General features: G+C 66.3%; 19 protein-coding genes. 16 read left to right on the top strand and 3 right to left on the bottom strand.

The window, feature by feature from the left end; translation table 11 throughout:
- Positions 1-152: 152 nt before the first annotated feature.
- The 9 genes from IGS68_RS28245 (at position 153) to IGS68_RS28205 (ending at position 9,497) form a co-directional block, all read left to right on the top strand.
- Complete coding sequence (locus IGS68_RS28245; protein WP_201082420.1) at positions 153-1,592, top strand: aldehyde dehydrogenase family protein; 1,440 nt, start codon at positions 153-155, stop codon at positions 1,590-1,592.
- Positions 1,593-1,678: 86 nt separating this feature from the next.
- Positions 1,679-2,695 carry a TRAP transporter substrate-binding protein gene (locus tag IGS68_RS28240; RefSeq protein ID WP_201082418.1) on the top strand — a complete coding sequence of 339 codons (1,017 nt, stop codon included), beginning with the start codon at positions 1,679-1,681 and terminating at the stop codon, positions 2,693-2,695.
- 23 nt (positions 2,696-2,718) lie between these two features.
- Entirely contained in the window at positions 2,719-3,297 is a 579-nt protein-coding gene (locus tag IGS68_RS28235; RefSeq protein WP_201082416.1) for a TRAP transporter small permease, read from the top strand.
- Complete coding sequence (locus IGS68_RS28230; protein WP_201082414.1) at positions 3,294-4,568, top strand: TRAP transporter large permease; 1,275 nt, start codon at positions 3,294-3,296, stop codon at positions 4,566-4,568. The genes IGS68_RS28235 and IGS68_RS28230 overlap by 4 nt, the downstream gene beginning before the upstream one ends.
- 14 nt (positions 4,569-4,582) lie before the next feature.
- Positions 4,583-5,692 carry a zinc-binding dehydrogenase gene (locus tag IGS68_RS28225; RefSeq protein WP_201082412.1) on the top strand — a complete coding sequence of 370 codons (1,110 nt, stop codon included), beginning with the start codon at positions 4,583-4,585 and terminating at the stop codon, positions 5,690-5,692.
- 26 nt (positions 5,693-5,718) lie between these two features.
- Positions 5,719-6,915, top strand: coding sequence for a CaiB/BaiF CoA transferase family protein (locus IGS68_RS28220; protein ID WP_201082410.1), 1,197 nt, complete (start codon positions 5,719-5,721; stop codon positions 6,913-6,915).
- On the top strand, positions 6,912-7,838 hold the full coding sequence (locus IGS68_RS28215) for an HpcH/HpaI aldolase/citrate lyase family protein (RefSeq protein WP_201082409.1): 927 nt from the start codon (positions 6,912-6,914) through the stop codon (positions 7,836-7,838). Before IGS68_RS28220 ends, IGS68_RS28215 begins: the two co-directional genes overlap by 4 nt.
- A 41-nt stretch (positions 7,839-7,879) precedes the next feature.
- Positions 7,880-8,812 (top strand): LysR substrate-binding domain-containing protein, encoded by a 933-nt coding sequence (locus IGS68_RS28210; protein WP_201082407.1) that lies wholly within the window; start codon positions 7,880-7,882, stop codon positions 8,810-8,812.
- A 115-nt stretch (positions 8,813-8,927) separates the two neighbouring features.
- Positions 8,928-9,497 (top strand): hypothetical protein, encoded by a 570-nt coding sequence (locus IGS68_RS28205; protein WP_201082405.1) that lies wholly within the window; start codon positions 8,928-8,930, stop codon positions 9,495-9,497.
- A 75-nt stretch (positions 9,498-9,572) separates the two neighbouring features.
- Here the strand turns inward: IGS68_RS28205 and IGS68_RS28200 are convergent, their stop codons facing one another.
- Positions 9,573-10,454 carry an NAD(P)H-dependent oxidoreductase gene (locus IGS68_RS28200; protein ID WP_201082804.1) on the bottom strand — a complete coding sequence of 294 codons (882 nt, stop codon included), beginning with the start codon at positions 10,452-10,454 and terminating at the stop codon, positions 9,573-9,575.
- A 91-nt stretch (positions 10,455-10,545) separates the two neighbouring features.
- On the opposite strand from IGS68_RS28200, the gene IGS68_RS28195 reads away from it, so the two are divergent.
- The 4 genes from IGS68_RS28195 (at position 10,546) to IGS68_RS28180 (ending at position 15,035) form a co-directional block, all read left to right on the top strand.
- Entirely contained in the window at positions 10,546-11,466 is a 921-nt protein-coding gene (locus IGS68_RS28195) for a LysR family transcriptional regulator (protein ID WP_201082403.1), read from the top strand.
- Between the two features lie 399 nt (positions 11,467-11,865).
- Entirely contained in the window at positions 11,866-12,972 is a 1,107-nt protein-coding gene (locus IGS68_RS28190) for a glycosyltransferase family 2 protein (RefSeq protein WP_201082401.1), read from the top strand.
- On the top strand, positions 12,950-13,471 hold the full coding sequence (locus IGS68_RS28185; RefSeq protein ID WP_201082399.1) for a GtrA family protein: 522 nt from the start codon (positions 12,950-12,952) through the stop codon (positions 13,469-13,471). The genes IGS68_RS28190 and IGS68_RS28185 overlap by 23 nt, the downstream gene beginning before the upstream one ends.
- A 79-nt stretch (positions 13,472-13,550) precedes the next feature.
- On the top strand, positions 13,551-15,035 hold the full coding sequence (locus tag IGS68_RS28180; RefSeq protein WP_201082398.1) for a hypothetical protein: 1,485 nt from the start codon (positions 13,551-13,553) through the stop codon (positions 15,033-15,035).
- Positions 15,036-15,147: 112 nt separating this feature from the next.
- Here the strand turns inward: IGS68_RS28180 and IGS68_RS28175 are convergent, their stop codons facing one another.
- Positions 15,148-16,398, bottom strand: coding sequence for a sensor histidine kinase (locus tag IGS68_RS28175; RefSeq protein WP_201082397.1), 1,251 nt, complete (start codon positions 16,396-16,398; stop codon positions 15,148-15,150).
- A gap of 454 nt (positions 16,399-16,852) precedes the next feature.
- Between IGS68_RS28175 and IGS68_RS28170 the strand changes: the two genes are divergently transcribed.
- Positions 16,853-17,179: a hypothetical protein gene (locus IGS68_RS28170; RefSeq protein WP_201082396.1), complete on the top strand. Its 327-nt coding sequence runs from the start codon at positions 16,853-16,855 to the stop codon at positions 17,177-17,179.
- A 464-nt stretch (positions 17,180-17,643) separates the two neighbouring features.
- Entirely contained in the window at positions 17,644-18,453 is an 810-nt protein-coding gene (locus tag IGS68_RS28165; RefSeq protein ID WP_201082395.1) for a TylF/MycF/NovP-related O-methyltransferase, read from the top strand.
- 38 nt (positions 18,454-18,491) lie between these two features.
- On the opposite strand, the gene IGS68_RS36440 is transcribed toward IGS68_RS28165, so the two are convergent.
- On the bottom strand, positions 18,492-18,620 hold the full coding sequence (locus tag IGS68_RS36440; protein WP_412766144.1) for a hypothetical protein: 129 nt from the start codon (positions 18,618-18,620) through the stop codon (positions 18,492-18,494).
- Between the two features lie 247 nt (positions 18,621-18,867).
- Between IGS68_RS36440 and IGS68_RS28155 the strand changes: the two genes are divergently transcribed.
- Positions 18,868-19,584, top strand: coding sequence for an SGNH/GDSL hydrolase family protein (locus IGS68_RS28155; RefSeq protein WP_201082802.1), 717 nt, complete (start codon positions 18,868-18,870; stop codon positions 19,582-19,584).
- The last annotated feature ends 122 nt before the right edge of the window (positions 19,585-19,706 follow it).

Below are 19,706 nucleotides of genomic sequence, written 5' to 3'. Positions count from 1 at the left end.
GACAAGAAAAAAAATGCGGCAGGGGGGAAGATGGAGTTGTATCGATACGTCATCTCCAGCGGTGCGACTGAGCACAATCAGTAAAAACACCGAAAACCTCCGTCAGAGCTCAAAGAAAATCTCTGGACCGCACACCACGAGAGTGAGGACGCATGCCTTTCGACCAGATTCTCATCAATAACAATTGGTCTTCGGGGTCGAGTGGCCAGACAATTCCGATGCTGAGCCCGAGCGACGGAAAAGAGATTTCCCGCATCGCCCGCGGCACCGCCGAGGATGTCGACAAGGCGGTCCGCGCCGCCCGCCGCGCCTTTGAGGGCGGCTGGGGCCAGACCCCGGCGCTGGAGCGGGGCCGCCTCTTGACCCGTCTCGGCCAGCGGATCCTGGAGAACGCCGAGGAACTGGCCCAAATCGAGGCGAGCGACACCGGCAAGCCGCTCAAGCAGGCCCGCGCCGACATCGTCAACGCCGCCCGGTACTTCGAATTCTACGGCGGCGCCGCCGACAAGATCCACGGCGACACCATCCCGTTCCTGGACGGCTACACCGTCATGATCCTGCGCGAACCGCGCGGCGTGACCGGCCACATCATCCCCTGGAACTACCCCGCCCAGATGTTCGGCCGCACGCTCGGCCCCAGCCTCGCCGCCGGCAACGCCGCCGTGCTCAAGCCGGCCGAGGAGGCCTGCCTGTCCTGCATCCGGCTCGCCGAGATCGCCATGGAGATCGGCTTTCCGCCCGGTACCATCAACGTCGTGACCGGCTACGGCGAGGAAGCCGGCGCGGCGCTGGCCGCCCATCCCGGCATCGACTTCCTGTCGTTCACCGGCTCGCCCGAGGTCGGCACGCTGGTCCAGAAGGCGGCGGCGGAGCACCATGTTCCCTGCGTCCTGGAACTTGGCGGCAAGTCGCCGCAGATCGTGTTCGAGGACGCGGACCAGCGTCTGGCGATCGACAGCATCGTCAACGCCATCGTCCAGAACGCCGGGCAGACCTGCTCCGCCGGCAGCCGCGTGCTGGTGCAGCGCTCGATCTTCGACACCTTCATCGCCGATCTCGCCCGTCGGGTCGCGGCGGTGCGCGTCGGTCCCCATGGCGACGACCTGGATTGCGGTCCCGTGATCAGCGCCGGTCAGCTCGACCGCGTCCGGGGCTTCCTGGCCCAGGCCAAGTCCGACGGCGTGCCGGTCCTCGCCGAGGGCGTCATCACCGAGGGCGCTCCCGAAGGCGGCTTCTACGTCAAGCCGACGCTGTTCGGCCCCGTGCCGCTCAAGCACCCGCTGGCCTGCGAGGAGGTCTTCGGGCCGGTGCTGTCCGCCATCCCGTTCGACGACGAGGCCGACGCGATCCGGATCGCCAACGGGACCGACTTCGGGCTGGTGGCCGGCATCTGGACCAGGGACGGCGCCCGTCAGCTGCGCCTGGCGCGCGCGGTGCGGGCCGGGCAGGTCTTCGTCAACGCTTACGGCGCCGGCGGCGGCATCGAACTGCCGTTCGGCGGCGTCAAGAAGAGCGGCCATGGCCGCGAGAAGGGGTTCGAGGCGCTGCGCGAGTTCACCGTGGCGAAGACGGTCGTCCTCAAGCACGGCTGACCGCCCGTCAGGCCGCCAGCCTAAACCAAGCCCAGCCTGGACCAATCAACGATAATCAACCGTAAATCCCAAGGGGAGGATCGCCCATGTTGTCCCGTCGCGCCCTGTTCGGTGCCTGTGCCTGCGCGCTTGCCTTCGCGGCCCTCGACGCCATGCCGGCGGAGGCCCGCGAGATGCGGGGCCGCCTGGGCCACGTCTTCGCCACCAACAGCCCGGTCGATCAGGCCAGCCAGGAATTCGCCCGCCTGATCAAGGAGCGGTCGAACGGCGAGATCGACATCTCGGTGTTCCCCAACAGCCAGCTCGGCGGCGACGAGACGCTGGGCCGCGAGCTGGCGCGGGGCTCGCTGGAACTGGCGTTCCTCAATCCCGGCTCGCTGACCGGCCTGGATCCCTTGCTCGACATCCACTACCTGCCGTACATCGTCGACGACTTCGCGCAGGCCGACAAAGTCTTCTACAACGAGGACGGCATCCTCCAGAAGACTCTGCGGGAAACGCTGCGCAAGCACAGGATGGAGCCGCTGGGCTTCTTCGAGCTGGAGTTCCGCTCGGTCACCAACTCCCGCCGGCCGGTCGAGAAGATCGCCGATCTCCAGGGCCTCAAGCTGCGGGTGCCCGGTTCCGCCGGCATCAAGGGCTTCTTCGCCGCCGCGGGGGCCCAGCCGGTCACGATGCCGTTCCCGGAACTGTTCACCGGCCTCCAGCAGGGCACGGTCGACGGCCAGGACAACGGGCCGAGCATCACCTACAACTCGCGCCTGTTCGAAGCCCAGAAGTTCATGACGACGACCAACCACGTCTACGCCATGGGCACCATCGTCGCCGGCGACCGGTTCTGGAGCCGCCTCGGCGACGAGCAGCGCGCCATGATCCGCGACACCGCGGCGGAGGTCAGCCGCAAGCAGATCGAGAACAACCGGGCGCTCAACAAGGAATTCCTCGCCAGGATCGCGGCCGGCGGCGTCCAGGTCACCGAGCTGTCCCCCGAGACCCTGAAGGAGTTCGCCGAGTTCGGCCGGGCGCAGTGGGACGGCCTGGGCAAGATCTATGGGGAGGAGCGCGTCAAGCTGCTGCGCGCCGAGATCGCGGACCTGGACTGATGTCCATGGCGGAGCCAATCCAGATGGACCAAACCCAGATGGAACCCGGCGTCGCGGTGGCGCCGGGTCCCGGGTCCTCGGCGCTCGACCGGGTCGAACGCGGGATCTACCGGGTGGAGGCATTCATCGCCGGGGCATCCCTCGTGGTGATGCTCGTCACCATCGTGTTCAGCGTCGTCGCGCGCTATTTCGAACTGCCGGTCCCGAACGTCAGCGAACTGGGCATCGTCGCCATGGCGCCGCTGACCTTCGTAGGTGCTGCGCTCTGCACCTACGCCCGCGCCCATATCAGCGTCGAGATCGCCCAGCAGCTTCCCTCGAAGCTGTTGCGGTCGATCGCCCACGCGGGCGCCATGCTGTCGCAGCTCCTGTTCGCCGGCATCTTCCTCTACGTCGCGTGGGAATTCTTCGCCTACGCCTATGAATCCAACGAGAACCTGATCGACCTGGGCACGCCCGTGGCGGTGCCGGCCGGGTTCATGGTCCTGGGCAGCGCCCTGATGATCCTCCACGCGCTGGCCGACCTCTACCGCCTGGTCACCGGCCAGCCCCATCCAGGACTGCCCCATCCAGGACTGCCCAATTCCGGAGGATCGTCATGACGCCGATCATCTTCGGCCTTGCGATGCTCCTGCTGATCGGCACGCCGATCGGCGTCGCCTTCGCGCTGGTCGTGCTGCTGAACGTCGAGACCTTCGACCTGTGGCTGGATAGCCTCGGCTCGGTTCCCTACGACAGCGTCATGAGCTTCCCGCTGCTGGCGATTCCGCTGTTCCTGCTGGTCGGCGAGGTCATGAACCGGGGCGGCCTGGCGGAGAGCCTGACGGCATTCTGCGACCTGCTGCTTCGGCGCCTGCCGGCCCGGCTCGGCCATATCGCGATCGGCGCCAGCGCCCTGATGGGCGCCATCACCGGGTCGTCGGTCGCGACGGTCGCCGCCATCGGCGGCACGGTCGGGCCGGAGATGGAACGGCGCGGCTACCGGCGCGGCTATATCGCCTCCCTCGTCGCGGCGGCCGGCCTGCTCGGCGTGCTGATCCCGCCGTCGATCCCGCTGATCCTCTACGGCTCGATCGTCGGCGTGTCGATCACGGAACTGTTCCTGGCGACGCTCCTGCCGGGCTTGGTGATGGCCTGCGCCTTCTTCGCGACCCACGCGATGCTGGCCCGCCGCGCCCTGGCCGGCGGCCGGGAAGGTCCCGCCCCCGAGGCCGGGCGGGCGCTCTCGCGGAACCGCCACAATCTCCGCACCGCCTCGTCGCTGTTGCTGCCGGTCCTCGTGCTCGGCGGAATCTACAGCGGCCTGTTCACCCCGACGGAAGCGGCGGCCGTCGCGGCGCTCTACACCATCGCCGTGACGCTGCTCCAGCGGACGCTGAGGGCGGACGAGCTGCCGGGCGTGTTCGGCACCACGGCGCGGACCGCCGCCGCGATCCTGACGATCATCGCCTTCACCGCCATCTTCAACCGGGCGCTGGTCTTGGCCCAGATCCCGCAGGACATCGCCAGCTTCGCGGTGAGCGTGACCGACAGTCCGCTGGTCTTCCTGGCGATGGTCAACCTGGTCCTGCTGCTGGTCGGCATGTTCATGGAGACCAACGCCGCCGTGCTCCTGATGGGGCCGCTGCTGGCGCCCGCCGCCGACCGGTTCGGCATCGACCCGGTCCATTTCGGCATCATCTTGGTGACCAACATCGAGATCGGCCTGCTGACGCCGCCGCTCGCCGCCAACCTCTACGTGGCGGCGCGGACGACCGGGGCCGGCCTGTTCGAGATGGCGCCGTATTTCGGCTGGTTCCTGCTGGCGACGCTGCTGACGCTGGCCGCCATCACCTACATTCCCGCGCTGCCCCTCTGGTACCGCGTTTTCTGATCCGGAGACACCTCATGACAGCCCTTCCCACCAGCTCCCGCGCCGCCGTCCTGCGCCGGTTCGGCGAGCCGCTCCGGATCGAGGACGTGCCGGTCCCGCGCGAGATCGAGCCCGGCGCGATCCTGGCCCGGATCGAGACCTGCTCCGTCTGCGGCACCGACGTCCACCTGTCGCGCGGCACGCTGTCGCTCAAGGTCGATCTGCCCATCATCATCGGCCACGAGATGGTCGGCCGGATCGTGGCGCTCGGCTCCGGCTCGGACCGCGACAGCATCGGCAACCCGCTCCGGGTCGGCGACCGCATCGTCTACACCCACACCGCCTGCGGCTCGTGCTTCTACTGCACCGTCGCCCGCCAGCCGACGCTGTGCGACAACCGCAAGGCCTATATGTACGAGTCGATGGAGAAGCCGCCGTTCCTGATGGGCGGATTTTCGGAATACGGCTACGTCCTGCCGGAATCGGGCCGCATCCGCGTGCCGGACGACGTTCCCAACGACCTCGCCAGCCTGTGCAGCTGCGCCTTCCGCTCGGTCATGAACGCCACCTCGCAGATCGGGCCGATCGCCCCCACCGACACGGTGGCGATCCAGGGAGCCGGTCCGCTGGGCCTGCTGGCGGCGGCGGTCGCCAAGGTCGGCGGCGCGAGGCGCGTCATCGTGATCGGCGGGCCCTCGGCCCGGCTCGACATGGCGCTGGCCTTCGGCGCGGACGAGGTCATCCCGGTCGAGACGACCTCCGCGGCGGAACGCGCCGACAGGGTGCGCGAGCTGTCCGGCGGGCGCGGCGCCGACATCGTCATGGAGTTCACCGGCCACCCCGCCGCCTTCTCCGAAGGGTTGGAAATCGCCCGCAAGGGAGGCCGCTATCTGGTCGTCGGCCAATTGGGCGACGCCGGCACCGAGATCAAGCCGTCGATGATCGTCAAGAAGAACCTCCAGGTCATCGGCTCGTTCTCGGGCGACGCCGCCAGCTATTGGAAGGCGCTGCAGTTCGTCCAACGCCACCAGGAGACGATCCCGTTCGACCGCATGATCACCGGCCGCTTTCGCCTGGACGAGGTCAACACCGCGCTGGAGCGGATGCGGAAGTTCGAGGAAATCAAGCCCGTCATCGAGATCTGACCACCCACCCTACTGGAACGCGACATATGCCGCATTATGACGAGAACAGCCGCGGCCCCTTGGATGGGGTGAGGATACTCGACCTGTCCAGGCTGGTCGCCGGCAACATGGTGACCCACGTGCTGGCCGACCAGGGGGCCGACGTGATCAAGGTGGAGCACCCGCAGAAGGGCGACGACCTGCGCAACTGGCGGGTCGAGGGCGTCGAGATCTACTGGAAGGTCTATTCCCGCAACAAGCGCAGCATGGCGCTCGACATCAAGACCGACGGCGGCAAGGACATCCTGCTGCGCCTGGTCGAGACCGCCGACGTCGTCGTGGAGAACTTCGTTCCCGGCACGCTGGAGCGCTGGGGCCTCGGGCCGGACGCGCTGCATCGGCGCAATCCGGGCCTGGTCATCCTCCGCATCTCCGGCTGGGGCCAGACCGGCCCCTACGCCAGGCGGCCCGGCTTCGGGACGCTGGTCGAGGCGATGTCGGGCTACGCCCACCTCAACGGCTTTCCCGACCGTCCGCCGGTCCTGCCGCCGCTGGCGATGGCCGACATGGTCGCGGGGCTCTACGGCTCGTCGGCCGTGCTGGCCGCACTCCGCCACGCCGTCCGGGGCGAGAAGGGCGGGCAGGTGATCGACCTGTCCCTGTTCGAGCCGATCTTCTCCATGATCGGGGCGGAGGCCGCGCAGTACCGGCTGACCGGCGTGCCGTCCAACCGGGCCGGCAACCAGTCCACCCACACGGCGCCGCGCAACGTCTATCTCTGCTCCGACGGCAAGTACGTGGCGATGTCCGGCTCCATGCAATCCATGGCCGAGCGGATCTTCACCACCATCGGCCGCCCCGAGCTGATCGCCGATCCGCGGTTCCGGACCAACGACGACCGCGTCCGGCACCGGGACGAGCTGGACCTGATCATCGGCGCCGTCATCGCCACGCGCACCCAGGAGCAGAACCTGGACCTGTTCGAGGCGGCGGGCGTCACCGTCGGTCCCGTCTGCTCGATCGCCGACCTGGTCGACCATCCCTTCGTCCGCGGCCGCGAGGTCATCGTCGAGCTGCCGGACGAGGACATGGGAACGCTTCCCATGCACAACGTCATTCCCCGGATGTCCGGCACGCCCGGCGGCATGCGCCGCCCGGCGCCGCGCCTCGGCCAGCACAACGCCGAGATCCTGGCGGAACTCGGGGCCGCGATGGCGCCGCGCGAACGGGAGATGCCGGTATGACCCGGACCTGGGCCACCAAGAAGCTGCCGATCTGGCGCTCGATGCTGTTCGTTCCCGTCAACAACGAACGGTTCCTCGCCGGCGCTCCCAAGCGGGGCGCCGACGTCATCCAGCTGGACCTGGAGGACAGCATCCCGCCCGACCAGAAGGCCGAGGCCCGCGGCATGGTCCGCGCCGCCGCGGCCCGCCTGGCCCGCGAGGGCGTCCAGGTCGTCGTCCGGATCAACCGGCCGTGGCGCCAGGCCGTCGCCGACATCGAGTCCAGCGTCTGCGCCGAGGTCATGGCGCTGACGCTGCCCAAGGTGCCGGACGCCAGCCACATCCGCGCGGTCGGCGAGATCCTGGACGAGTTGGAGTTCGAGCAGGGTCTGCCCCGCGGCCACACCGGCCTCGTCGCGATGATCGAGACCGCCGACGGCCTCGGCGAGATGCGGGCCATCGCAGCATCCCCGCGCGTCCTCGGCATCACGGTGGGCGCCGAGGATCTGGCGGTGTCCATGGGCATGGTACCCGACGACCGAAGCCTTTACGTCCCCAACGTCATGGCGGTGGCGGCGGCGCGGGCGGCCGGCTGCCTGCCGATCGGCTACGTCGGATCGGTGGCCGACTACACCGACCTGGACCGCTTCCGCCGCGTCATCCAGGAGGCGCGCCGGCTGGGTTTCGAGGGCGGCTTCTGCATCCATCCCGACCAGGTGGCGATCCTCAACGAGGCCTTCGCCCCCTCCGCCAAGGAAGTCCGGGACGCGGAGGAGATCATCGCCGCCTTCGAGGCCGGCCTGCGCGAGGGCAGGGGCGCCGTCCGCCACAAGGGCCGGATGCTCGACCTTCCCGTGGTCGACCAGGCGCGGGCGGTGCTGATCCGGCACGAAGCGATATCCGCATGCGCCGTGGACAGGGGTTCCGCCCGCTCGCCAGATTAGGCCGGACTTGACCGGCTACCCGAAGGACGACGCCGCCGCAGATGGATCTCCGCCAGCTCAGGTATTTTCTCGCGATCGCGGAACATGGCTCCATCCTCAAGGCGTCCCAGGCGCTGCACGTGGCGCAGCCCTCGATCAGCACCCACTTGCGGAACCTGGAGGAGGAGCTCGGCGTCGTCCTCTTCGAGCGCTCGGCCCGCGGCGTCGTGGCGACCAGCGAGGGGCAGGAACTCATCCGCCATGCCCGGCTGATCCTCAAGTCCGCCGACGACGCCCGGGAAAGCCTCCGGTCACGCTCCGACAGCCCGGTCGGCCGCGTGACCTTCGCGATTCCGACCTCGCTCGTGACCATCCTGGCCGTTCCCCTGATCGAGCGGACCCAGGCGGCGCTGCCCAACGTGACATTGCGCGTCGTCGAAAGCATGAGCGGCTACATCGCGCACTGGCTGCTCGAGGGGCAGGTCGATGTCGGCCTGCTCTACGGCGCGCAACCCAATTCCGGCATCGAGAGCACCAGGCTCCTGACCGAGGAGCTTTACCTCGCCGGCCGTGACGAAGCCTCCCTCCGCGGCGTCGCGGAAGGAGGCGAGGCGCCGTTCCACCGGCTGGAGCCGCTCAAGTTCGTCCTGCCGGGACGGGAGCACGGCCTCCGCTCGCTGGTCGAACAATCGGCGCGGCGTGCCGGCATCAGCCTGAACGTGACGATCGAGATCGACGCCTTCAGCCAGATCAAGCGCCTCGTCCGCCGCGGCGCCGGCCACACCATCCTGTCGCTCGCGGCGTTGGAAAGCGACGAGCCCGCCGCCGCCCTCTCGGTCGCGCGCATCGTGGAACCCGTCGTCGAACGCTCGGTCCACATCGCCCATGCCAACAGCCGACCCCTGACCCGCGCCGCGCGGGAAGTCGAACGCATCGCGGTCGACATCCTGCGGGCGGAGGCAAGCTCCGGCTGGTGGCGCGCCAAGCTCCCGTGAGCGTCCGGTACCGGGGCGCGTGGACCCTCGAACGGAGAGGACCCATAGGGAGGACCGTACCTCGCCCCCACCTGTTCCCAGGGGAGGCGGATTCCCTGGGAAGCGGAGAGGCATCATGCGGTTCTTGTCATCGGCCCAGTTCATCGAGCGGTCGCAGGTGGCCGACGAGTTCGTCGCGCCCTCGGCGGCGCTGGCCAACCGCTTGCTGGGTGCCAGGGGCCTGGACCGCCTGCCGCCGTGCAGCGTCTCCTACTTCGTCGAGGAGCTTCATCGGCCGGGCGCGGCGATCGGCCTGCACACCAAGGGCACGGCCGAGATCCGGCTGAACCTGGCCTGGCTCGCTGACCTGGCGCAGCGGGCCGCAGACCCCGAGTGGGAGGTCGCCTTCGTCGTCCTGCACGAATACGCCCACTTCGTCCTTGATCTTCTCGAGGCCCGGGAGACCGGCGCCGGCGCAGTGCGCCGACGTATCGCGGCCGAACACGCCGACTTCCTGAGCCGCATGCGGCGTCTCGGCTGGCTGGCCGATCCGGTGTCGCGGAAGCTCCTGTCCGACCACAACTCCGTGGCCGAGGAGTGGTACTGCGATGCCTTCGCCTATTGGGCGGCGGGTACCCTGCCGGACCCGCACGCGGCGTTCTTCGACGAACTCCTGGCCGGGGTGCGCGGTCTTCCCGCCGCCTGATGCCGGCGAAGCGACGCCGAACGCCATCGACGACGTTCCGCCGACAGCCGCGCCGCCATGTCCGCTGACATGAGTTCATCGCTTCCGTGGCTCCGCTGGAGATAAGGCGGATTCACCCGATGAAGTCTGCCGCCGCACGACGCCGGGTTCCGAGGCTGCCGAAGCGACCATGTCCCGATCGTCCAGGTGCAGGGCGAATCCCGTGGCGTCCGGATCGCCCAGGCCGTGCCGCAGTTGCATGCCCGGGATAAGATAATCGCCGCCGTTCTGCTGCCGGTAGGGGATCGGCGGCGTCGCGGCGAGGGTGCGCATCCTCTCGCGCAGGCGCTCGGCGGTGAGCGAGAAGCGCTCCTGGTCCACCCGGTCCGCCTGATAGACAACGAAGGGCGGGAGGACGTCGTAGCCAGGATAGTGGAGGATGCCGTGGTTGATCGGGAACAGCAGGTCTTCGATCGGCCCGTTGATCCCTCGCGCGGAGTAATGCTCCTCCCAGCCGCCGGCGGTCACGATCAGCATCGCCCGCCTGCCGGCCAATGTGCCTTCTCCGTAGCGATCTCCCCAGCGCCGATCATTGTGCTCCCCGACGCCATAGGCGAAGCCGTAGGAGTAAACTCGATCGACCCATCCCTTCAGGATCGCAGGCATGGTGAACCACCAGAGCGGAAACTGGAGGATCAGCGCGTCGGCCCACAGGAGCCTTTCCTGCTCCGCCTCGACGTCCGGCGTAAGCGCGCCTGCCGCGAACGCTTCTCCCGACGCCGCGGGCACCTTCAGCCGCCGATCCGGCGGAAGCGACGGAAAGTCCGCCCGGTCGATCTGCGGCTTCCAGCCTTGTGCGTAAAGGTCGGAAACGAGCACCTCGTGCCCGCGCGACCTAAGCTCGCCCACGGCGACGTCGCGAAGCGCTGCGTTGAGCGAGCGCGGGTCAGGATGAGCAAAGACGAACAGTGTTTTCATGGTCGGTTCTCCGATTTGGGACGCCGACGCAGGATGGACGCGGGCCGAATAATCCGGTAGATGTGAAGAATGGATAACATCCAGCCGGAAAATGGATAAATCGGAAGTCACGCTCGAACGCATGCGCACCTTTGTCCGTGTGGCCGAGCGGGCGAGTCTCTCCGCAGTCGCCCGCGAGCTGGGAGTCGGACAGTCCACGGTGACGCGGCATCTAAGGGAACTCGAGGACGCTCTGGGCGTGCCGTTGCTCAGCAGGACCACGCGGCGCGTCACGCTGACTGAGGAAGGTGGCGGCTACTATGCCAACTGCGTCCAGATCCTGCGGCTGGTGGAGCAGGCCGGCGACGAGGCGCTTGGCGCTCGCGGTGCTCCGGCCGGAACGATCAGGATCTCCTGTACGGCGGCCCTGGGCGTCTTGCACGTCAGCCGGCTGATCTTCGCCTTTCAGGATCGCTATCCCGAGATCGGCGTCGATCTCAGCCTCACCGACGAACGAATCGACCTGGTGCGGGAAGGCGTCGATATTGCGCTGCGCCTGGGCCCGCTCAGCGACAGCTCGATGAAAGTCCGGAGCCTTGGAGAGTCCCGGCGCCTTCTGGTGGCGGCGCCTGCATATCTCGCGAAGCGAGGGAGGCCGTCGGTGCCCGAAGATCTGTCAAGCCATGAAGGCATCCGCATGTCGAACATCGCAGGCAGCGACAGGCTCGTTCTGCGGGGTTCGGATGGCTCGCACGGCGAGGCGTCTTTCAGGGGACGTCTCCGCGTGGATCATGGGCTCGCCGCACGAGAAGCTCTCGTCGCCGGACGTGGCATCGCGCCCGCGCATCGATGGCTCGTCGACGATCTTCTGGCAGATGGCCGGCTCGAGATCGTCCTGCGCGGTCATGCACCGCCGTCCGTGCCCCTGAGCATGCTTATCGTGCCGGAGCGTGCCGGCATATCGCGGGTCCGGATGCTGGTGGAATTCCTGACCGAGGGGATTGGCGGCATCCCGGGCATCGACAGGTCCTGACCAGCGCTCAACGGCCGGGCAGTCCACATCGGCCGGCGGACTACCACGGGAGCGCCGCGACGAAGCCAGATCCGCAGCCTTCGAGCCAAATACGCATTGCGCGTTTGCGCACAGCCGCTCAGTGCTGGAGGTGTGAACCCGGGTAAATGGAACAACGATGGCTTGAGAACGCAATACTCACCTTATGTACACTCCCCCATATCTCGAAGGTTATTGGCCGAACGCCCGGAATTATGCTGCGATTAGGTGGCCTTATCGGAGACGGTTCTTATCACGTTGAGATGTTGATCGTCTTGATCGTCCAGACGATCATTCAGGACTTCTGAAAGATTTTCGAAATGTTCCGCTCGCCGGGCTTCGATCGGCTGCCAGCGCGAGTATGCTGATGAGATGTTGGGCATGGAACTTCATGGGGTATCCAGCGGACCGCCGTCCGTATCCGTCGTGGCTCCGTGTTACAATGAGGAAGAGGGGCTTCGCGAATTCTGGGGGCGCGTCACCGCGGCATGCCAGGACACGGTCGATCAGGACTACGAAATCATCCTGGTTGACGATGGATCCAAGGACGGCACCTGGTCGATCATCAAGGCACTGTCCGAATGCGATCCCCGGGTCGTCGGGGTCCGCCTCTTCAGAAATCACGGTCATCAGCTGGCCGCCACTGCAGGTCTTTCGGTTGCCCGCGGTGACCGAGTGATGCTTATCGATGCTGATCTTCAGGACCCGCCCGAACTGCTGAAGCCGATGATGGGCACCATGGACCTGGGCGCGGACGTCGTGTACGGAAAGCGGACATCGCGGGAAGGAGAAACGTGGTTCAAGCTTCTCACGGCTGCAACGTTCTACCGCTTCCTGACCCACCTGACGACCGTCCCCATTCCTCGCGACGCGGGTGATTTCCGACTTATGAACCGGCGGGTGGTCGAGGCGCTCCTGGCCATGCCGGAGCGCCAGAGATTCATCCGCGGCATGGTAAGCTGGATCGGCGGTCGACAGGTAGCATTGCCTTACGAGCGGAATGCGCGGTTTGCGGGCACCACGAAATACCCTCTGCAGAAGATGGTCCGCTTTGCGGTCGACGCCATCACCAGCTTCTCGACGGTGCCGCTCCGCTTGGCGTCCTGGCTCGGCGCGGGAACCGCCATCATAGCATTCTTCCTGGTGATCTATACGGTCTGGCAATGGTGGCAGGGTGCAACGGTCACAGGCTGGGCCAGCGTCGTCACCGCGATCGCGATATTCTCCGGAGCTCAGCTTCTGGTGCTGGGGATCCTGGGAGAGTATTTGGGCCGCTTGTTCCAGGAAATAAAGGGCCGCCCCCTTTTCCTTGTGGATACAGTGCTCATTGGCGGCGTTCCTTACGGTTTGCCGGCCGACTTCTCTTCCCTCAGACCCTCCGAACAAAGGCATATCCTTGCTTTGTACAGGCAGGTCTCGGATATCCAGGACCGCCGCGAGCACGGCCAGGAAACTGGCGGACACAATGAAATTCGTCGGCATGCATAGGGTTTATGCCCGTTTCCGTGACGCCGCCGCCTTGAGACCTGTTGCGTCGGGACAATTCCTGAAGGTTGTCTCCTTCGCGGCCATCGGGGTTATGAACACGGCGATCGACCTGCTGGTCTATACTGTGTTGACAGTTGCTCTGCAAATCCACCCGCTGACGGCCAACGTGGTCAGTTTCTCGCTCGGCTCAGTGAACAGCTTCTGGATGAACGGGCTTTTCACTTTTCGACGAAGCGGGAGTGAATTCGTTCGCCTGGATCGCTTCGTCAGATTTGCAGGTGTGACAGCCCTATGCCTTGGTTTGTCGACTTTAGCCCTGCATGCGGCTTTGTTCGCGATGTCAAGCCTGGCCGCAAAGCTATGCTCGGTTCTGGTGACGTTCTCTGCCGGCTTCTTGCTCAACAAGCATTTTGTATTCTTTGAAAAGGCGCGACCAGGAGAAGGCTCCAGGATGCATCAGGAAGGAAAAAGGAAGCATGCCCTCGGAGCTCGCTCTTGACGACAAGTCGAAAGCTCGGCCGGGAGCTGCCGCCCGGTCACTGCGTCCGGCATGGCCAGCATATTGGATCTCCCGAGCCATGGCCTGGTCCGACCGGCAGGACCGGCTACCGATCCTGCTGGCGGGTATGTTCATGGTCTTCGCGGTGCTGCTCCTGCCTGTCTCCTGGCACAGCAACGAAGAAAATTATTTCATGCTGGCGTATCAGTGGGTAGCTCCGACGGCATTTTCCGAATACAGCGCCATCTTCGACCGGTCGAACGCGCGGTTCCTCAACATGTTCCTGACCGGACAGGCGGTTGCCTGGCTCGGCTACGACGCCGCCCACGGTGTTCTGCGGGTCCTTTGCGCGGCGCTCTATGCGCTTGGCTTCGCCGCCCTGCTGCGGAGCCTGGGTTTGACCCTGCTCGACGGCCTCCTGGTCCTGGCCTTGTTCAACCTGCTCGGCCCGGACCTGATGGGCAGCGAATGGCTGTTCGAGGGCGTGGAGGCCAAGACGTTCGCCTATGGCTTCGTGTTCCTGGCGTTCGCTGCGGCGGTGTCCGGCCGGTGGAAGTCCGTCGTCGCCGCCGGCGTGCTCGCGACATACCTTCACTTCCTGATCGGCGGCTTCTGGATGGTGGTTGCCGGCGCCTTGTATGCCGCGCTGCATGGGCGGTGGCGGACGGCGGCGTCGGCGATGGCCCTCTATGGGATCCTGATCGCGCCTTTGCTGGTAATCCTCGTGCGGGACCAGATCGGCCCCGCGGCCCCGCCCGCCGGGACGGATGGACCGACGGCGGACTACATATACTCCATCATACGCAATCCCCATCATGTTGCCCCGTTCGCTGATCCCAATGGCCTGTACCGGTGGGCGAGGGGGGCCGTTTCCACGGCAGTGATATGCGTTTGCGGTTACTACACGGCGCAGATGGCGCCCCGGCCCCTGCGCGTGTTCGCGCTGATGCTGACCGGGCTGGGCATCTATCTTCTGCTGGCGATGGCGATCAGCTGGGCCGACCGCCATACCGGTTCGTTCGGCAAGTTCTACCTGTTTCGTCCCGCGGCGCTGACCCTGTTGCTGGCCTGCCTGGCTTCAGTGTTGCTGGTACGGACGGTTCGGCAGCCGGACATGGTTCAGATAAAGCGGATCCTGATCTTCGGCATCATCGGCCTGTTCCTTGGCAATGTCGCCTTGCAGTTCGTTTTGAAAGTGAGGAGCGGACTCTCCCCGAGCGGCCTGGAAACGATAGCGGCCGTTCAGGCGCTCACGGAGCCCCGGGACGTCGTGGTAGTCGAGCCGATCGGCGACATAGACATCAAGTTCGTGGGCCTTCACCGCCTGCTCGATCGTCCGACCTTGGTGAGCTGGAAGTTCGTCCCCACGAATGCGGACGAAATCCACCGCTGGTGGGGTCTCGTGCAATGGCGCGAAGCCCTGTTTCGGAAGGGGTGCGATGGCGAAGGCATCCCGGCCCGGTACATCCTGGTTCTGCGGCCGGAGACGCTCCCCGTGATCGGTTCCTGCGGAACGCTTGCCTGGACCAACGGAATGCAGGCGCTCGTCCGGGTTTCGCGATGATCGGGACCCGCCCGGAAGAGCGAGGCGGCGACCGCCGGAAGTTCCACGGGGCCGGGCTGATGCTCAGGCCGGACTTCGGGGCGAGGAAGCGCGCGATCCGGGCCATCGCCGGTCAGCACGACGGTTCCGTAAGGCAGGGGAACGTCACGATGATCCGGGTGCCATGGGCCTCGTCCTTGGCGACGTCACCATCCAGCTGATCCACCAGCTCGGTGACGATCCGCTGACCGATCGCGGAAGGAGAGACCGTGTCCGGCAGGGCGGAACCGTCGTCGGAGACGATCAGGCGGGCCTTCCCTCCGCCCGTGAAAGTCAGCGAAACACCGATGGCGCCGTGTCGGTCGGGCGCGAAGGCATGCTTGTACGCATCGGAGACCAGTTCGGTGACCAGCAACCCCAAAGGGATCGCGAGGTCGATCCTGATGGCGGCGTTCCCGGACTCGACCGCGACATCCAGCGTCGGGCCGCTCCCCGGCGCTGCGTGATGGATGGCCAGGGTCCGGGTCAGGTCGCGGAGGAACTCCCCTGGGTTGATCGTCTCCAGATCCCCCGACTGCATAAGCTCTTGATGGACCAGGCCGAGGGAGTACACCCGACAGCGCAGTTCCCGCAGGTTCTCGGCGATCACCGGAGTATGGCGGATCTGGAGGGCGAGCAGCGCGTCGACCACCTGGAGATTGTTCTTGACCCGGTGGTGGACCTCGCGCAGCAGGGTTTCCTTCTCGGCCAGGGACCGCTGTCGCTGCCGCTCGGTCTCCTGGTGCTCGCGAACCTTCCGCCGCAAGGCCAGCGCGGCTGAGCGGGCCTCGATCTCGGTCATCACGAGGTCGGCGAAATCCCGCAGGAGCCGCCGCTGCTCGCCCCCGAACTCCGGATGGGGCGAACGGTCGATCACGCACAGGGTGCCCAGCGCATGTCCCTCCGGCGTGACCAGCGGAGCCCCGGCGTAGAACCGGATGTTCGGGTCCCCGGTCACCAGGGGATTTGCGGCGAAGCGGTCATCCGCCATGGCGTCCGGAACGACCAGGGTTTCGGTATCGAGGATCGTATAGGAGCAGAAGGCCAGTTCCCGCCGGGTCCAGGGAGCGTCGAGGCCGTATCGGGACTTGAACCATTGCCGGTTTTCGTCGATCAGCGTGACCAGCGAGATCGGCGTGCCGAGCACGCGCGCGGCCAGTCGCGTGATGTGGTCGAAGGCCCGCTCCGGTGGCGTGTCGAGCAGATCGTACCGGTTCAGCGCGATGAGCCGCTGCGGCTCATCGAGCGGCACCGGAGGCCTGGCGAGTCCGTCCGGAAGACTGCCCAGGAATTCGGACCGTCGATCTCCCATGTCCCTGCCGCCTTCGGTGTCGCCTGTCTGCATCGCGCAAGGTTTCCGGACAGGGCCTGGCGGTACGCGCCGGGCCGGTATCGATGTTGCGGGCGCGCCCCCCGGGGACCTGCGCCACGGATTGCCGGAACGCCTTTTTCCGAGGTCCTTCCGACCCTTCCAGAGGTCGAAGTGTAGTCAAGGATTGCATCCTTAGCACAAGATCAGGGACAGATTACAGTTGTCTCGGCCGCTATATCTCAATAGCACAGGCGTCTTGAGCATAGACTTCCGCAACGTCCTACTCCCTCTGCCGAAAGACTCGCGGGCAAGGCAGGTTTATGCCTGGAAAGCGGAAGGACGGGCATTTAAAAATTCCCCATCAACAAGAAGCTTGAACGGAAAACCGCCAAGTATCCTGAAGGGAGGAATGATGCCGTTGCCATGCCGGGTCACTGTCCCGACCGCCGCTCCGCCTTGCCCGGTATCAGGCCGCCGCGAGCGGCCGGTGCGGGATATTCTGGAGGTCGTGTTCTCCACCACGGATGATCTGATCAGGATCCACAGCCACGGCACCGGCTGCTCCGCTGCCTGGGATACGGCTTCGACCTCCGGCCGGCTGTATTCCGAGCGGGACGACGGGACCTTCGTGGCGGTACGACCGGACGAGTGGACATGGCTGCACGGCATTCGCCCTCTTGTTTCCGAGTGGCTGGCCGCGGTCGAGGCCGCCGAAGGCGCGTGGACGGCACGGGCGGCCACGCGCATCCGGCGGTACGATGACCGGAGCGACGGACTGATCGACCTTGTCGTCCGGTCCCAGGGCCGGCGATGATGAGCCTGGAGGACCCGAGCCGCCAGCATGGCTCCCGCGGGTATCTCCTGGATCATGTCTATCCATGTACTATGCCGTAATCGCGATACTCTTAAGTCGATCCGGTAACTATTACCTTCAGCCATACTGCGCTGCCGCGGAGAGTATACAATCAGAGGGCGAGAGGTTCATTGACACGCCGGGTCGTGATGCATACCGTCTTCGTTGATCCGATCATGATACGTCCCATTCGACTGTGGTGGATTTGGAATTCTACGGGATCGGGCGGGTTTTTACGCTGAACCATCCTTGTTTCCCTTCCCTGCGGTCGGCGATCCGCTGACGGACCTTTTGCGGATGGGAATTCCCGGGACCGCCCGATGCGCGGCAGGTCGACCGAGTGTCGCGCCTGGATGACCGTGGTGCCGGTATCGTGAGCTGGAACGGGATCGATCGATGGTTCATCGACTGGGGGTTCTCGCACGATGATCGACTTCGACCAGTTCGCCCGGCCTTTGGGACCCGGACGTTTCGACAAGCCGCGATACCGGTTGCTGATGCGCCTCGGACTGTTCCATCCCGCGCGCGCGGTCCACAGATGGTTCTATCGCCTGAGAAGCCAGCGGTGCGCGCTGGCTGGCAAGGGGCTGGTGCCTGAAGGGGATCTCACCGCCTGCTACGTCGATGCCCTCCGGCGCTTGCACGATCTCAACGACGGCGGGTTCCCCGGAGATTACCTGGAATTCGGTGTCTGCTACGGATCCTCCATGGCCTGCATGCATGATGCCCTGGTGCGAACGGGAACCGGGACGGTCCGTCTCTTCGGCTTCGACAGCTTCGAGGGTTTGCCGCCCGAAGCGGATCATCAGGATAACCAGCTCTGGAGCAGCGGCCAGCTCAAGTCATCGATGCGGTTCGCCCGAAAACTGCTCGCCCGGCGTGGCGTGGACTGGGAACGGACGTTCCTGATCAAAGGCTGGTTCAAGGACACCCTGGTCCCGGACCTGATCCGCAGGCACCGGATCGGCCGCGTCGGCATCATCATGATCGACTGCGACATCTACACTTCGGCCCGGGACGCGCTGGCATTCTGCGAACCGATGATCGCCGACCATGCGGTGGTCCTGTTCGATGACTGGCACGCGGGCGGGCTCGCTACGCAGAACCTTGGGGAAAAACGCGCCTTCGACGAATTCCTCCGGCGCAATCCGCGGATCGCGGCGACGCCGCTGCCTGCCTATGGCGAAACCTCCGCGGTGTTCCTGCTCAGCAGGATCCCCCCTGATCGCCGATGAGGGGCCGGCCAAGCGGCAGGCCGCCTGTCCCGGTTCCGTCACCAGCCGCGGTCGCGCCGGTGCCCGATCACCGTGGTCAGCACCGACAGGGCGATGTCGTCGCGCGAGCAGACGCCGAGGATGAGGGCCGGGGTGGGCAGGGCGTCGAGAGCATCGGCGGTCGTCATGGCCGGATCCGTGCTGTGAGGGGCGTGCGCCGGATCGGCGGGCCGCGGCCCGATCCTTCCTCCTTGGGAGAGGGGATGCAGGGCCGGCTGAGGCGGAACCGGCATCGTGCGAACATCTGAAATGGTCAAACCTGTGATTGGGCGGTAGTAATGGTCCGCAACTGTTCGATGCTGACAACAAGGGGGGATCATGCATATCACACGCCGGCGGTTCATATCGACCATCCGACGCGGCCTGATCGGGGCCATGACGGCCCTGGTGCTGCTCGGCGGGAACGCCGCGCAGGCGGCAGAAGGGGCGACCAAGCGCATCATGGTCTACGGCGATTCCAACACCTGGGGCTATGTTCCCGTCGAAAGCGGCCCGACCACCCGCTATCCGGCGGACGTCCGGTGGCCGGGTGTCCTCCAGGCGGCGCTCGGGCCGGATTACGAGGTCATCGACGAGGGGCTGAGCGCGCGCACGACCGACCTGCCCGACCCGACGCTGCCGCAGATCTCCGGGGCCGGTCTCGACGGGTCGGCCTATCTGCCGGCCGCCATCGCGACGCACCTGCCGCTCGATCTCGTCGTGATCATGCTCGGCACCAACGACGTGAAGAAGATGTTCAACCGGTCGCCCCTGCGGATCGCGCTCGGGGTGGGAAAGCTGGCCGACATCGTGGCCCAGACCAAGGGCGGGGTCGGCACCTCCTATCCCGCACCCAAGGTCCTGATCCTCTGTCCGCCCCCGCTCGGCACGGTGGCGCCGCCGGAGCGGGCCGAGAGGTTCGCGGGCGGGGTCGAGAAGTCGAAGGCATTGCCGGCCTACTACGAGGCGATCGCGACGGCGGCCGGGGCCGACTTCCTCGACGTCGGCAAGTTGACCGCGACCGACGGGGTGGACGGCATCCATTTCACCGCGACCGCCCACGCGGCGATCGGCAACGGTGTTGCCGAGAAAATCAGGACGATCCTGAAGTAAGCCGGCCCTGAAGCAAGCCGGCCCGTATCTTCGGGGCAGCCTGCTGCCGGTCAAGCCCTGCCGCCGCTGAGGCCCGGCCGGCCTGCGGGAAAGGACCCGAAGGCGCTTCCGGGCACCCCGGG

Origin of the sequence: Skermanella sp. TT6 (assembly GCF_016653635.2) — a bacterium.
GTDB classification, from domain to species: Bacteria; Pseudomonadota; Alphaproteobacteria; order Azospirillales; family Azospirillaceae; genus Skermanella; species Skermanella cutis.
This window is presented reverse-complemented; position numbering and strand designations above follow the sequence as displayed.